The organism is Microbacterium sp. YJN-G (genome assembly GCF_015040615.1).
Taxonomy (GTDB): domain Bacteria; phylum Actinomycetota; class Actinomycetes; order Actinomycetales; family Microbacteriaceae; genus Microbacterium.
The window spans coordinates 2416720-2431227 of record NZ_CP060402.1 but is presented as its reverse complement, the minus strand read 5'-3'; the positions used below and the strand labels follow the sequence as shown (position 1 = coordinate 2431227).

Annotated in this window: 16 protein-coding genes; 8 read left to right on the top strand and 8 right to left on the bottom strand. The window is 70.2% G+C overall.

Features of this window, described 5'->3' with window-relative positions:
* Positions 1–3: 3 nt before the first annotated feature.
* The 4 genes from H7694_RS11655 (at position 4) to groL (ending at position 3656) form a co-directional block, all read left to right on the top strand.
* A complete protein-coding gene (locus H7694_RS11655; protein ID WP_193596659.1) occupies positions 4–999 on the top strand; it encodes a DUF2332 domain-containing protein in 996 nt (331 codons plus the stop codon).
* 9 nt (positions 1000–1008) lie between these two features.
* The gene (locus tag H7694_RS11650; RefSeq protein WP_193596658.1) at positions 1009–1266 is read left to right on the top strand and encodes a DUF3263 domain-containing protein; all 258 of its coding nucleotides are present in this window, start codon (positions 1009–1011) and stop codon (positions 1264–1266) included.
* A 56-nt stretch (positions 1267–1322) separates the two neighbouring features.
* Positions 1323–1910 carry a LytR C-terminal domain-containing protein gene (locus H7694_RS11645; protein ID WP_227468088.1) on the top strand — a complete coding sequence of 196 codons (588 nt, stop codon included), beginning with the start codon at positions 1323–1325 and terminating at the stop codon, positions 1908–1910.
* A gap of 129 nt (positions 1911–2039) precedes the next feature.
* Positions 2040–3656: a chaperonin GroEL gene (groL, locus tag H7694_RS11640; protein WP_193596656.1), complete on the top strand. Its 1617-nt coding sequence runs from the start codon at positions 2040–2042 to the stop codon at positions 3654–3656.
* Positions 3657–3906: 250 nt separating this feature from the next.
* On the opposite strand, the gene H7694_RS11635 is transcribed toward groL, so the two are convergent.
* The 4 genes from H7694_RS11635 to H7694_RS11620 all read right to left on the bottom strand — a co-directional run bounded on the left by H7694_RS11635 (position 3907) and on the right by H7694_RS11620 (position 7342).
* Entirely contained in the window at positions 3907–4194 is a 288-nt protein-coding gene (locus H7694_RS11635; protein WP_193596655.1) for a WXG100 family type VII secretion target, read from the bottom strand.
* A 115-nt stretch (positions 4195–4309) separates the two neighbouring features.
* Positions 4310–6040, bottom strand: coding sequence for a sensor histidine kinase (locus H7694_RS11630; RefSeq protein WP_193596654.1), 1731 nt, complete (start codon positions 6038–6040; stop codon positions 4310–4312).
* 14 nt (positions 6041–6054) lie between these two features.
* On the bottom strand, positions 6055–6747 hold the full coding sequence (locus tag H7694_RS11625) for a response regulator transcription factor (protein ID WP_193596653.1): 693 nt from the start codon (positions 6745–6747) through the stop codon (positions 6055–6057).
* Between the two features lie 58 nt (positions 6748–6805).
* The gene (locus tag H7694_RS11620) at positions 6806–7342 is read right to left on the bottom strand and encodes a TetR/AcrR family transcriptional regulator (RefSeq protein WP_193596652.1); all 537 of its coding nucleotides are present in this window, start codon (positions 7340–7342) and stop codon (positions 6806–6808) included.
* A gap of 29 nt (positions 7343–7371) precedes the next feature.
* On the opposite strand from H7694_RS11620, the gene H7694_RS11615 reads away from it, so the two are divergent.
* Positions 7372–8349, top strand: a complete 978-nt coding sequence (locus tag H7694_RS11615) for an alpha/beta fold hydrolase (RefSeq protein WP_227468087.1) — start codon at positions 7372–7374, stop codon at positions 8347–8349.
* A gap of 30 nt (positions 8350–8379) precedes the next feature.
* Positions 8380–8523 carry a hypothetical protein gene (locus H7694_RS11610; protein WP_193596651.1) on the top strand — a complete coding sequence of 48 codons (144 nt, stop codon included), beginning with the start codon at positions 8380–8382 and terminating at the stop codon, positions 8521–8523.
* Positions 8524–8539: 16 nt separating this feature from the next.
* Here H7694_RS11610 and H7694_RS11605 read toward each other — a convergent pair whose 3' ends face one another.
* The 3 genes from H7694_RS11605 to H7694_RS11595 are packed head-to-tail and all read right to left on the bottom strand — an operon-like array spanning position 8540 to position 12178.
* Positions 8540–10180, bottom strand: a complete 1641-nt coding sequence (locus H7694_RS11605; protein WP_193596650.1) for a DNA repair helicase XPB — start codon at positions 10178–10180, stop codon at positions 8540–8542.
* A gap of 31 nt (positions 10181–10211) precedes the next feature.
* Complete coding sequence (locus tag H7694_RS11600) at positions 10212–11897, bottom strand: helicase-associated domain-containing protein (RefSeq protein WP_193596649.1); 1686 nt, start codon at positions 11895–11897, stop codon at positions 10212–10214.
* Between the two features lie 5 nt (positions 11898–11902).
* The gene (locus tag H7694_RS11595) at positions 11903–12178 is read right to left on the bottom strand and encodes a multidrug ABC transporter ATPase (RefSeq protein ID WP_193596648.1); all 276 of its coding nucleotides are present in this window, start codon (positions 12176–12178) and stop codon (positions 11903–11905) included.
* A gap of 101 nt (positions 12179–12279) precedes the next feature.
* Here H7694_RS11595 and H7694_RS11590 point away from each other — a divergent pair, with 101 nt between their 5' ends.
* Positions 12280–12660, top strand: coding sequence for a cold-shock protein (locus tag H7694_RS11590; RefSeq protein WP_193596647.1), 381 nt, complete (start codon positions 12280–12282; stop codon positions 12658–12660).
* A complete protein-coding gene (locus H7694_RS11585) occupies positions 12644–13222 on the top strand; it encodes a DUF3027 domain-containing protein (protein WP_193596646.1) in 579 nt (192 codons plus the stop codon). Before H7694_RS11590 ends, H7694_RS11585 begins: the two co-directional genes overlap by 17 nt.
* Before the next feature lie 105 nt (positions 13223–13327).
* On the opposite strand, the gene serC is transcribed toward H7694_RS11585, so the two are convergent.
* Positions 13328–14437: a phosphoserine transaminase gene (serC, locus tag H7694_RS11580; protein WP_193596645.1), complete on the bottom strand. Its 1110-nt coding sequence runs from the start codon at positions 14435–14437 to the stop codon at positions 13328–13330.
* Positions 14438–14508: the final 71 nt, after the last annotated feature.

The following is a 14508-nucleotide window of genomic DNA, read 5'->3' as shown; positions in this document are numbered from 1 at the left end:
GGCATGACGGATGCCGTGCGCGAGCGCTACGAACGGTTCGCCCGCGAAGAGGCCCCCGGCCGCAGCGCGGTGTACGAGGCCTGGGCGACAGGCGTCGCCGACGACGACGAAGTGCGGGCGGTGCTGCAGCGGATCACGCCGCAGCATCGGCATCCGCCCCTCGTCTTCGCCGTCACCCGGCTGCTCGGCGCTCCCGTCGCCTCCGCATACGGAGCGTGGCGCGATTTCGTGGTCGCGCACGCCGACGAGGTCGTCGCCGAGTGCGAGCGCCGCACCGTGCAGACCAACGAGCCGCTGCGCCTGTCGGCGCTGCTTCCTGCGCTCAGCGGGATCGAGGGGCCGGTCGCGCTGCTCGAGCTGGGCGCGGCGGCCGGACTCTGCCTTTATCCCGACCGGTTCTCGTACCGCCTCGTCGACGAGGACGGCCGCGAGAGGACCCGCCTGGACCCGGCGGACGGCGCCTCGCCGGTCGTCCTCACCAGCGTGGTGCGCGGCCCGCTGCCCGCCCTGCGCACACCCGAGGTCGTCTGGCGCGCCGGCATCGACCTGGCGCCGGTGGATGTGCGCCGCCCCGCGGATCGCGCGTGGATGGACGCGCTGATCTGGCCGGGGGAGGCCGAACGGGCGGTCCGCATCGCCGCCGCGGCCGGCATCGTCGCCGCGGAGCCGCCGCTGCTGATCGCGGGCGATGCCGAGGAGCGCCTGGGCGAGGCCGTCGCCGTGGCGCCCGCGGGGGCGACGCTCGTGATCACCACCCCTGGCATGCTCGTCTACCTGCCGCGGCCCGCGCGTGAGTCGCTCATCGGCGGCATCCGCGACACCGGCGCACGCTGGATCACGATCGACCCGCCGGCGCTGCACGACGGCTGGACACCGCCGGTCGACCCGGCTGACTTCGCCGGCTTCGCGGTCGCGCTCGACGGCGAGGTGATGGCGGATGCCGATCCGCTGGGCCGCTGGTGGGAGTGGCGTGCGGGCGGCGGGCCCGGCGCCGCGTAGCCTGATGCCATGCTCGGTGACCTCTCCGATCGCGACCGCGCGATCCTGACGCTGGAAGCGGCCTGGCCGCGGCACAGCGGCATGAAGGAGGAGACGATCCGCGCGCAGCTGGGCATGAGCCCGGCTCGGTACTACCAGCTGCTCGGGCGTCTGATCGACACCGAGGAGGCGCTGGAGTTCGACCCGCTGCTCGTGCGCCGGCTGCGCAGGCTGCGCGATGCGCGCGGCCGGCAGCGGCAGACGCGCATGCGCGGATTCGTCGGCTGACGGCATCCGGCATCGCTCCGGGCAGATTCCCGGACCGCGCCCGTTACCATCGGATGGTGTCAAAGGCCCCGCACGACCGATTCGACGACGTCCCCCGCACCACCGGCCGTGTCGGCGCGCACCGCGCCGAGCAGCCGGGGATCAACGGACCGATCACCCTGCTGTGGTCGGCGGCCGTGGCGGTGGTGCTCATCGTCATCGGCATCTTCGTCTCGCTCGTGCTCATGGGCCGCATCGACCTGTTCCCTTCGGCCGACCCGGCCGGTCAGCCGGCGCCCGGGGTCGTCGCCGAGGTCGACACGTCCTACCGGGTGCTGATCCTGAACGCCACGACCGAGGCGGGTCAGGTGGCGTCCGTCCGCGAGACGCTGATCGCGCAGGGCTGGCAGCCGGATGCCGTGTTCGGCAGTGAGGGCTCGACGACCGAGTTCGACGAGACCACAGTGTTCTACGTGGACGAGGCCGACGAGTCAGCCGCGCTCGGCGTCGCCGAGATCCTCGGCGGCGTGAAGGCCGAGCAGAGCGACCACTATGCGGCGCTGAACGATACCGAGCTGCCGCAGCTGACCGTCGTGATCGGCATGGACCGCGTGAACGGCGCGAGCACGTCGCCTGGGGCCGGCGAGGAGACCCCCGCGGGCTGATCCGCGCTGGGCGAACACCGCATTCGCGCGGCTTGCACTCTCATGGGTCGAGTGCCAGACTGTGTGTTAGCACTCGATCACTCTGAGTGCTAAACCCCATCGCCTACGTCCGGGAGGGACGAAAGACTCATGGCAAAGATCATCGCTTTCGATGAGGAGGCCCGTCGCGGCCTCGAGCGCGGCCTGAACATCCTGGCCGACGCCGTCAAGGTGACCCTCGGCCCGCGTGGTCGCAACGTCGTGCTCGAGAAGAAGTGGGGCGCCCCCACCATCACGAACGACGGCGTGTCGATCGCCAAGGAGATCGAGCTCGACGACCCGTACGAGAAGATCGGTGCGGAGCTCGTCAAGGAGGTCGCCAAGAAGACCGACGACGTCGCCGGTGACGGAACCACCACGGCGACCGTCCTCGCCCAGGCACTGGTCCGCGAGGGTCTGCGCAACGTCGCAGCCGGCGCCGACCCCATCTCGCTCAAGCGCGGCATCGAGAAGGCCGTCGCGGCCATCACCGAGGACCTGCTCGCCAGCGCGAAGGAGATCGACTCCAAGGAGCAGATCGCCGCCACCGCGTCCATCTCCGCGGCCGACACCGAGATCGGTGCGCTCATCGCCGAGGCCATCGACAAGGTGGGCAAGGAGGGTGTCGTCACCGTCGAGGAGTCGCAGACCTTCGGTACCGAGCTCGAGCTCACCGAGGGCATGCGCTTCGACAAGGGCTACCTGAACCCGTACTTCGTCACGGACCCAGAGCGCCAGGAGGCTGTCTTCGAGGACCCGTACATCCTCATCGCCAACCAGAAGATCGGCAACATCAAGGACCTGCTGCCGGTCGTCGACAAGGTGATCCAGGACGGCAAGGAGCTCGTCATCATCGCCGAGGACGTCGAGGGCGAGGCTCTCGCGACGCTCGTGCTGAACAAGATCCGCGGCATCTTCAAGTCCGTCGCCGTCAAGGCTCCGGGCTTCGGTGACCGTCGCAAGGCGCAGCTGCAGGACATCGCGATCCTCACCGGCGGCCAGGTCATCACCGAGGAGGTCGGCCTCAAGCTCGAGAACACCACCCTCGACCTGCTCGGCCGTGCTCGCAAGGTCATCGTCACCAAGGACGAGACCACGATCGTCGAGGGCGCGGGCGAGCAGTCCGCCATCGAGGGTCGCGTGACCCAGATCCGTCGCGAGATCGAGAACACCGACAGCGACTACGACCGCGAGAAGCTGCAGGAGCGCCTCGCCAAGCTCGCCGGCGGCGTCGCCGTCATCAAGGCGGGTGCGGCCACCGAGGTCGAGCTCAAGGAGCGCAAGCACCGCATCGAGGACGCCGTCCGCAACGCGAAGGCGGCCGTCGAGGAGGGCATCGTCCCCGGTGGTGGCGTCGCGCTGCTGCAGTCGGCCAAGGTTCTCGACACGCTCGAGCTCGAGGGTGACGAGGCCACCGGTGCGAACATCGTCCGCGTCGCCATCGAGGCTCCGCTGAAGCAGATCGCCATCAACGCCGGTCTCGAGGCCGGTGTGGTCGCGCACAAGGTCGCCGAGCTCCCCTCGGGCCAGGGCCTGAACGCCGCCACCGGTGAGTACGGCGACATGTTCGCCCAGGGCATCATCGACCCGGCCAAGGTCACCCGCTCGGCGCTGCAGAACGCGGCATCGATCGCCGGCCTGTTCCTTACCACCGAGGCCGTCGTCGCCGACAAGCCCGAGAAGGCTCCGGCCATGCCGGCTGACCCGTCGGGCGGCATGGACTTCTGATCTGAAGAGATCCGGAGTCTGAGACGTCTCAGACAGAACGCCCCCTGCTTCGGCAGGGGGCGTTCTGCGTCTCCGCACTGCGTCTCCGCACTGCGTCTCCGCACTGCGTCTCCGCACTGCGTCCGTGCACTGCGTCCGTGCTGTGCGCCGAAACCCCTCCTGAATGCCATAACCCCTCCTGAATCGCGTTGATACGAGGGGGTATGGGCAACCAGGAGGGGTTTCGGCGGGATGGGAGGGGTGGGGAGTGTCAGCGGAACAGGCTGGCGGAGTACTGGTCGGCGTCCGCGTACTGGCTGGCGGCCGAGCCGAGCGCGGTGCTGATCGACGCGAGCGCTTGCTCGACGTGCTGCTGCGCACCGCGCCACTGCTCGCTGCACTGCTGGAAGGCGTTGGATGCCGAACCGGTCCACGACGACTGCAGCTGGGTGAGCTGCGCCATCAGTGACGCGGACTCGGCCTGCAGGCGCTCCATGGTGGCTCGGGCGGCACTGTGCGCGGAATGGACCGCATCGGTGTCGACGGTGAAGACGGACATGGGATTCTCCTCTCGACGGGCTTCCGACACTAAATGCGTGCGAGAGGCCGCCGACGGCCGAACCCCGGCCGCTGTGCACAACATCCGGCCGCTGCGGATTGTGCAGGGGGAGTGCTCAGAACTCGAGCCGGTCCAGAGGCTGGGTCTCCTCGAGCAGGTGCTCAGGCGTCGCCTGGGCGGGGGCGAGCGGCAGCGACACGACGAAGGTCGCCCCGCCGCCCGGCGTCTCGTCCACCCGCACCGAGCCGTTCAGCGACTCGATGATCGAAGCCACGATCGCCAGGCCCAGCCCTGCGCCGCCCGTCTCGCGTGCACGCGAGGTGTCGGCCCGCCAGAACCGCTCGAAGATGTGCTCGCGGATCTGGGGCGGCACGCCTTCGCCGTGGTCCACGATCGCGATGGTGCCCACGCCGCGCGCGCGGTCGACGCCGACGACGAGTTCGATCGGGCTCTCCTCGGGTGAGAACCGGCGGGCGTTGCCGAGCAGATTCGTGATCACCTGCCGCACCTTGTTCTCCTCGCCGAGCACGATCGGGGGAGTGCGTACCGGGGCGTCTGTCGCCTCGGTGAAGTCGATCGATGGCACGACGGCGGGCTTGGGACGACGGCGGAGCCTGCCCAGGGCTCCCGCGGCCCGGCCGGCCCCTGCGGCGCGGCCGGTGGCGGTGACGGGTGCGACGGCGGGCGGCGGCGGTGGGGCGGTCGGCCGCAGTCGCGGTCGCTCGGCCTGGTCGGCGGTGGTGTCGACGACCGTGATCTTGCGTCCCGGTGCGGACACGCGCAGGTCGAGGGCGGCGTCGCGTGCCACCGGCCGCAGATCGATAGCCACGATCTGGAGTTCGCGCTCGCGTTCCTCGTCCAGGCGTGCGAGGGCCAGCAGATCCTCGACGAGCACGCCCATCCGGATCGCCTCCTTCTCGATGCGCTCCATCGCCCGCGCGGTGTCCTCGTCACCGCTGATGGCACCCATGCGGTACAGCTCCGCGTACCCGCGCACGCTCACCAGCGGAGTGCGCAGCTCGTGGCTCGCGTCGCCGATGAAGCGCCGCATGTTCTGCACGGTCCGGTCGCGCTGGGCGATCGACCGGTCGACGCGGTCGAGCATGGTGTTGATCGCCGAATTGAGGCGACCCACCTCGGTGGTCGGCTCGAGGTCGGTCAGGCGCTGGCTGAAGTCACCCGCGGCGATCGCCATGGCGGTGGACTCGACGTGTCCCAGCCGCCGGAACGTGAGCGTCACCAGGCCGCGGATCAGCAGCGCGGCGAGCAGGATCGTCACGAGAGCCACCGTGGTGTACACCGCGAAGTAGGTGCCGACGATGCGGTCGGCCTCATCCAGCGGCAGGGCGACGACCTGCACGTAGCTGATGCCCGGAAGGCTCTGCAGCGGCTGCACCGACACCGCCGCGTTGTAGACCAGGCCCTCCCCGGCATCCAGGGTCAGCACCTGATCCTCGCGGGCCTTGGCGGACTGCACCGTGAACGTCTCGGGGAACGCCGGGCGCCGGTCGGCGGCCTGTCCGCCGGCCTGCGCGAGCGGCTCGCCCTCGGTCGTGTAGAACGCGACCGCGAAATCGGGCGACCGGGGTGCGTCGGGAGCCGGGTCGAAGACGAGCCCGCCGTCGGAGATCGACACGTCGAAGAAGCGCTCGGCCTGACCTGTCGTGGCCAGCGACGGCAGCTGGGCGTTGATGTTGTTGATCATCGCGCCGCGCAGGATGGGCACGGTGCCGATCCCTGCCACCACCAGACCCAGGGCGAGCACTGCGACCGTGACGCCCGTGACCTTGGCGCGCAGGCTGATCCTGCGCCACCACACGGTGACGGAGTCGGAACCGGTGCTCATCCCCGCGCTCGCGCTCAGGCGGACTTCCCGACCTTCAGCATGTAGCCGAAGCCGCGCTTGGTCTGGATGACCGACTCCTCGGTGTGCGGGTCGATCTTGCGGCGCAGATAGGAGATGTAGCTCTCCACGATGCCGGCGTCGCCGTTGAAGTCGTACTCCCAGACATGATCGAGGATCTGCGCCTTCGACAGCACGCGATTGGGGTTGAGCATGAGGTACTTCAGCAGCTTGAACTCCGTCGGGCTCAGCTCGATCGGAACCTTGCCGACGAAGACGTCGTGGGTGTCCTGATCCATCGACAGCTCGCCGGCGCGGATCAGCGACTCCTCATCGGTCTGCATCGTGCGGCGCAGGATCGCCTGCGCGCGGGCGACGATCTCGTCGAGGGCGAACGGCTTGGTGACGTAGTCGTCGCCGCCGGCGTTCAGGCCCTCGATCTTGTCCTGCGTGTCGTCCTTGGCGGTGAGGAACAGGATGGGGGCCGTGAAGCCCGCGCCGCGCAGGCGCTTGGTGACGCTGAAGCCGTTCATATCGGGCAGCATGACGTCGAGGATGATCAGGTCGGGCTCCTCCTCGAGGACCGCCGAGATGGTGGCCGCCCCGTTGGCGACGGTCTTCACCTTGAAACCGGCGAAGCTGAGACCCCGGGAGAGCAGGTCGCGGATGTTCGGCTCGTCGTCGACGACCAGGATTCGCGCATCAGTCATGACCCCATTATGGTGATCCGGCCGATGCCGTGGCTGATTGTCTGCGGAGATGCGGCGCTCAGGCGTCCAGTGCCGCGTCGATCGCACGGGCCACGACGGCCTCGATGGGCGCATCCGGATCGACCGTGAGGCGGTGCAGCAGCAGCCCCTCGCCCGTGGCCATCAGGAAGGCGGTACGGCCGGCGGCATCCTCGCCCCCGAGGCGGGAGAGGATGCCGCGCACCCAGGCCTCCATGCCCGCCCGCTGCTCGCGCAGCGGGCGCACCGCATCGTCGTCGGCCTCGAGGAAGAGCGCGTAACGCGCGCGCGTGCGCGCCGCGAGAGGGCCGGACTGCGCCGCGATCATGCGGCTGAGCGCGGAGACGAACTCGTCCCGGGTGGTGATGTCGGGGATGCCGGCGTCCGCGCGTTCCCGTTCGGCGATCCACTCGATGACACCGGCGAGCAGCGCGGCGCGGGTGCGGAAGTGATTCGAGGTCGACCCGGGGGGAAGGGAAGCCGCGGCATCGATCCGGCCGTGTGTGAGCGCACGAATGCCGTGGGTGCCGACGAGGTCCACGGCGGCTTCGAGGGCGCGATGGCGGGTGCTGCTCACGCGACGAGCCTAGGCTCACTATGTTCGTAGTGACAAATCACTACGAACATAGTAGAGTGCGATCACGGTCGACGACGACCGGCTGGTCGGCTGGGAGGCTCGCCATGGATACACCGGGGTCCTCGGACACGTCCGTCCGCCGCGAGTGGACGCCGCCTCTACCCGAGGCGCCGGGGTTCGAGCACAGCATGGTCGAGACCCCCGGGCTGCGGGCCCACGTCGCCTCGGTGGGTGAGGGCGACCCGGTGCTCATGCTGCACGGCTTCCCCCAGCACTGGTGGGAGTGGCGCAGGGTCGCGCAGGTCGTCGCAGCCCAGGGATACCGGGTGATCTGCCCCGATCTGCGCGGTTCCGGCTGGACGAAGTCCGACGACCAGAAGTTCGGGCCGGACACGCAGATGGAGGATGTCCTCGCGGTGCTGGACGCTCTCGGCATCGAGCGGCCGCACCTGCTCTGCCATGACATGGGCGCGATCTCGGGCATGCAACTCGCCTACGTGCATCCCGAGCGCGTCCGCACGCTCGTCCAGCTGTCCGTTCCGCCCGGGTTCATGGAGTTCACACCGAAGGTGATGCCCGCCTTCGCACACATGCCCAGGCTGATCATGCATCGCCCTGGGCGGCCGCTGGACTACCTGTTCGGTCCGCGCTACGCGGCCAAGCCGCTCGGTGACAGCGCCGTGGACGCGTATCTGCGCGTGCAGCAGGATCCGGCAGTGGGCCGCGCGGTCGCTGCGATGTATCGCGGGATGGTGGTGCCGGTGTCGATGCGGCTGATGACCGGCGTCTACAAGCGCATGCGGCTGCATCCGCCGACGCTCGTCGTCTTCGGGCGGGAGGATGGGCCTTTCGCCGAGGGCACGGCCCGGCGTATCAGCCGTAAGAGCGCCGAGAAAGCCGATCGGTTCGAGCTCGCGTTCGTCGATGACGCCGCGCATTTCATCGTCGACGACGCGCCGGAGGCGGTGGCGGCCCTCGCGCTGGATTGGATGAAGCGCGAGGGCTGAAGCGAGCGCGGGCGGAGTAGCCTCGATGGCATGAGCAGCAACGCGGACGAGGGCGGTGACAGCGCCTGCTGGCTGTCGAAGGTGTGCCCCGAGTGCGGGGCGCTGCTCGACGACCTGTCGGCGCCGTGCTGGCGATGCGGGCTGAGGCCGGAGGACGAGCCGCAGGGCTCCTGAGCCGGCGCCGCGATGCTCAGGCGGCCAGATCCACGGCATCCATGATCGTGTAGCTGTAGCCCTGCTCCGCGAGGAACCGCTGCCGGTTCTGCGCATAATCCTGATCGACCGTGTCGCGGGCGATCAGCGTGTAGAAGCTCGCGGTGTGGTTCGACTGCTTCGGGCGCAGCAGGCGCCCCAGGCGCTGCGCCTCCTCCTGGCGTGAGCCGAACGATCCCGACACCTGGATCGCGACCGAGGCCTCGGGCAGGTCGATCGAGAAGTTCGCGACCTTCGAGACGACCAGCAGCGAGATCTCGCCCTCGCGGAACTGCCGGTACAGCTCCTCGCGCTCGTCCACCGGCGTGGCTCCCGTGATCTGCGGGGCGTTCAGCGCCTGCGACAGCGTCTCGAGCTGGTCGAGGTACTGCCCGATCACGAGGATGCGCTCATCGGGGTGCTTGGCGATCAGCTCGCGCACCGCGGTGATCTTCGCCGGTGCGGATGCTGCCAGACGGTAGCGCTCGTCGTCGGTCGCCGCCGCGTACTCGAGCCGGTCTCCGGGCGGCAGGTCGACGCGCACCTCGTAGCAGGCGGCGGGGGAGATGAATCCCTGCGCCTCGATCTGCTTCCAGGGTGCATCGAACCGCTTGGGTCCGATCAGGCTGAACACGTCGCCCTCGCGGCCGTCCTCGCGCACCAGCGTCGCGGTCAGGCCGATACGACGACGGGCCTGCAGGTCGGCGGTGAGCTTGAACACCGGAGCGGGCAGCAGGTGCACCTCGTCGTAGACGATCAGGCCCCAGTCCAGGGCATCCAGCAGCGCGAGGTGCGCGTACTCGCCCTTCCGCTTGGCGGTGAGGATCTGATACGTCGCGATGGTGACCGGCTTGACCTCCTTGGCCTGGCCGGAGTACTCGCCGATCTCCTCGGGGGTGAGCGAGGTGCGCTTGAGCAGCTCATCGCGCCACTGCCGCGCCGAGACCGTGTTCGTCACGAGGATCAGCGTCGTGGTGCCCGTCGCCGCCATGGCGCCCGCGCCGACGATGGTCTTGCCGGCGCCGCAGGGCAGCACCACCACGCCCGAGCCGTCCTTCGCGAAGGCGTCGACGGCCTCGCGCTGGTAGGGGCGCATCGTCCAGCCGTCCTCGTCGAGATCGATCTCGTGGGGCGTGCCGGGGGTGTAGCCGGCGAGATCCTCGGCGGGCCAGCCGATCTTCAGCAGCTCCTGCTTGATCTGCCCGCGCGCCCACGCGTCGATCACGAAGGCGTCGGGTGCGGGGTGGCCGATCAGCAGCGGCTGGATGCGCTTGTTGTTCGCGACCTGGGTGAGCACGGCCGGGTCGCTGGAGCGCAGGATCAGCACGCCCTCGTCGTCGCGCTCGATGACCAGGCGCCCGTACCGGTCGACGGTCTCGCGCAGGTCGACGGCCACCGACGGCGGCACAGGGAAGCGCGACCAGCGGTCGAGGGTCTCGAGCATGTCGTCGGCGGTGTGCCCGGCGGCCCGGGCATTCCACAGTCCGAGCCGCGTGATGCGGTAGGTGTGGATGTGCTCGGGGGCCCGCTCGAGCTCGGCGAAGATCGCCAGCTCGTGACGCGCGGATTCGGCGTCGGCGTGCGCGACCTCCAGCAGCACGGTGCGGTCGCTCTGGACGATCAGGGGGCCATCAGACATAGCAGACCAGTCTACCGGCGGATGCGGGGGCTCAGCCCTCCAGCACCCGGACCGATCGGATGCTGCGCACCGGGAGCGTCCGCTCCACGTCCGCGGCGCGGTCTCGTCCGCGCAGTCGGCCACCGCCCACGCCCGACGCCTCCAGCGTCAGCTCGCGGCTCGAACCGTCCGGCATCGCCACCTCGACGAGCACCACCGCGCGGGCGCGGACGGCCGCCTCCAGCTCACGATCCAGCCAGGCCGCATCGGCATCCGGCCCCTGCCTGCTGCGCAGGCGCGCGATGAGCGCCGCATACGGTTCGCCGGTAGGGCCGGCGGCCGGTGCGATCCGGTGCCGCTGCGCCGCGACCCCGTTCCCGTCGCGATCGACGAGCGTGGCCGGGTAGCGGGCATCCGACAGTGCCCAGGCGACCGTCTCGGCGCCGACCCTCGAGACGAGCCGGTCGCCGTCGCGGACCAGGCCCATCGGGCGCAGGTTCCGGTCGATCTCGATCGCGCTCAGCAGATCCTCGTCCGCGCTCGACACGGCGGTGCCACCTGCGGCATCCGGCCCGACCCGCACCAGCCCGTGCCGCGCCGCGGTCTGCGCGACGAGATACTCGAGCGGCTGGGGCACGCCGGTCAGCGACAGCTCGTGCAGGAAGGTGCGGATGCTCTGCGCTGTCTCGCCCTCCACGAGCGCCCGCGACACCGAATCGACGGTGAACCGGTACGACGATGCCTGTGCCGCCGACTCGTGCTCGGTCATGGCGCGCAACCGGTTGTCCAGACCCGGCTGCAGGGGGCCCGGGGCGATCGCGGTGAGGTCGTTCTGCAGGAACACCCGATCCACCTCTGTGGGCAGCTGCGCCTCCAGCGCCGAGGTGTCGACATCCTCGCCGAGGCGGAGCGGCACGGTCCAGGCCGGCTCCCCGCCCTCGGGTGTACGCAGCCCGAGCAGGAAGGCGAGTTCGCGCAGCCGCGTCGCACGGGCGGGCCAGCCGGGGTTCCACGGGTGCGCGCGGTCCCAGCCGGCCATGGGCGTCCAGCCGCGACCTGAGCGGATGCCGTCCGGCAGCGCCGTGCGGAACGCGTCGGCGACCCGGGCCCAGCGCGGGGCGAACGAGGCGGCGAGCCACTCCTCAGCGGCACGGGTGATCAGCAGCTCCCGGTCAACGGCGCGGGCCAGTCCCGACAGGGCGGCGATCTCGCGCAGATCCTCGAGATCGACCGCGGCGCTGAACCGGCGCCGCTCGCCGGCGCTGAGCGCTCCGGTGGCGACCAAGGCGAGAGGTGCGGTGCGCGCCGCCAGCAGCAGGTCGGACAGTGCCCCGATCGTCGTGAAAGCCCGCTCGGCGGCGCGCGCGGCGGCGCCGTCCGACGCGGGTGTCTCAGCTGAGCTGGCTGCGTCGTCGATGGGCGGCAGCTCGGCGACGATCGCGGCCACGGGCGCGAGCACCCGGTCGCCTGCGCCGATGAACCCCAGGGTCGAGAGCTCGCTCAGCACCGCGGCATCCGCTCTGCCGTCGATCGCATCGCACAGCGCCCGCGCCTCGGCGCCGGTGAGGACGGCGAGGCCGCGCTCGATGGACGCCGGTTCGAGCAGCGCCTCGGCGGCGTCGAAGAAGTCCGACCAATCGGCATCCGCGCGCACCGCGCGCACGGCCAGCAGCCGTTGCAGTTGCGCATCGCTCGCCGCGGCCAGCCTGTCGGCCAGCGGGCGCGCGTGAGTGCTCATCGGGCTCAGGACCGCTTGCCCGCGCGCCCCTTGCGGACGTAGGTGGTGATCAGCAGCGCCATGATCAGGATGAACGCGAGGGGGAGGCCGAAGAGGGGCAGCGCCGCGATGACCGGCCAGACGCCGGTGCCGAACGCCTTCTGATCCATGCCGGTGGCGGTGCCGATGATGATCGCGAAGAAGCTGATGATCGAGAGTGCGGCCAGGATCAGCGCCGAGTAGGCCAGGAGGCGATCGAATCGTCCGGCCGCCGGCTCAGGGCGGTCATCATGCGTGCTCATCACCCTCAGCGTATCGCGTGAGCGCTGGGCAGGACGGGTAGGCTGGAGGTGTCGCACCGCCGTGCGACGTTCCACCCAGTTTCACTCAGCGAGGTTCTCCCATGCCCACCGGCAAGGTCAGGTTCTACGACGACGAGAAGGGGTTCGGCTTCATCGCATCCGATGACGGCCAGGACGTCTTCCTGCACGCCTCGGCCCTTCCTGAAGGCGTCTCCGTGAAGAAGAACACCCGCGTGGAGTTCGGGCTGGCCGATGGCCGCCGCGGACCGCAGGCCCTCTCGGTGCGGGTGCTCGACGCACCCCCCAGTCTGGCGAAGGCCAGCCGCAAGCCCGCAGACGACATGGCGATCATCGTCGAGGACGTCGTGCGGATGCTCGATGAGCTGGGCGGCGAACTGCGACGAGGACGCTATCCCTCGGCGGGGCGCAGTCGCACCGTCGCCGCCGTGCTGCGCAAGGTCGCCGATGACCTCGACGCCTGACGAACTCGCCTCGGCAGCGCGCGAGCTGGCGCTCGCCGCACTGCACGAGGTCACCGCGCCCTCCACGGTCGGCCCGGCCGCCGGCCACACGGTCGAGGAGAGCGGCGCGCTCTCGCTGCGCTTCGAGAACCGGCTTCCGGGGTACCCGGGCTGGTACTGGACGGTCAGCGTCGCGCAGGTCGAGGGCGAAGAGCCCACCGTGCTCGAGGTCGAACTCATGCCGGGCGACGGCGCGCTGCTCGCGCCGGACTGGGTGCCGTGGGCGGAGCGCCTGGCCGACTACCGGGCGCACCAGGCCGAGCTCGCCGAGCAGGCGGCGGCGGACTCCGATGCGGAGAGCACGGATGCCGAGGGCGATGACGATGACGAGGAGCTCGACGATGTCGATGACCTCGACGCGTCGGACTTCGACGAGGACGGCTCGCCGCATCTGCACGGCGGCGACCTGGACGGCGTCGACATCGACGAGCTCGACGACTCCGACGACTCGGACGACGACGACTCGGACGACGACGAGTCGGATGACGACGAGTCGGACGAGGACTCCGACGACGAAGAGTGACCTCTCACTCTTCGTCGAGACCCCCTCTGATTGCCGAAACCCCTCCTGAATCACGCGATTCAGGAGGGGTTTCGACAGTCAGGAGGGGTTTCGGCGGGTGGGGGCTCAGCCCTGGTTGGCCAGCACGTGCTCGATCGAGCGGACCAGTTGACGGATGTCGTCCGGCTCGATCGACACGAAGGTCGCGATGCGCAGCTGGTTGCGGCCGAGCTTGCGGTACGGCTCGGTGTCGACGATGCCGTTGGCGCGCAGCGTCTTCGCGATCGCCGCGGCGTCGATGCTGTCGTCGAAGTCGATCGTCGCGACGACGGGGGAGCGGTGCGCAGGGTCCGCGACGAACGGGGTCGCCACCGACGATGCCTCGGCCCAGTCGTACAGCAGGCCAGACGACTCCGCGGTGCGGGCGGCGGCCCACTGCAGGCCGCCGTTGCCGAGGATCCAGTCCAGCTGGCTGTCGAGCAGGTGCAGCGTCGTCAGCGCCGGGGTGTTCAGCGTCTGGCTGAGGCGCGAGTTGTCGACGGCGTTCTTCAGGCTGAGGAACTCGGGGATGTACCGCCCGGATGCCGCGATGCGCTCGATGCGTTCGATCGCGGCGGGGGAGACCGCGGCGAACCACAGTCCGCCGTCGGAGCCGAGGTTCTTCTGCGGTGCGAAATAGTAGACGTCGGCCTGGGTGACATCGAAGTCGATGCCGCCGGCTGCGCTTGTCGCGTCGATCACGGTCAGCGCTCCGTCGGCGGCGACGCGCTGCACGGGGGCCGCGACGCCGGTGGAGGTCTCGTTGTGCGGCCAGGCGTACACGTCGACGCCCTCCACGATCTCGGCGGCGGTCAGGCTGCCGGGCTCGGCGTTGCGCACATCCGGCGCCTCCAGCCACGGGGCCGCGGCGGCCTTGGCGAACTTGCCTCCGAACTCGCCGAAGACCAGGTTCTGGCTGCGGCGCTCGATCAGGCCGAAGGCCGCGGCATCCCAGAACGCCGTCGACCCGCCGTTGCCGAGCAGGATCTCGTAGCCGTCCGGCAGACGGAAAAGCGCCGCCAGGCGCTCGCGCACGCTGGCGACGAGATCCTTCACCGGCGCCTGCCGGTGGGAGGTGCCCAGCAGGCTCGACCCCACCGAGGCGAGCGCCTCGATCTGCGCCGGGCGCACTTTGGACGGACCGCACCCGAAGCGGCCGTCGACGGGCAGGAGTTCACGGGGGATCTCGATCGCCATGGCTAGATTCTAGGGCGCGCTCCGGCCTCGCTCGATTCGCGTGACGCGCCGCGACGACAGGGGAGTAGGTA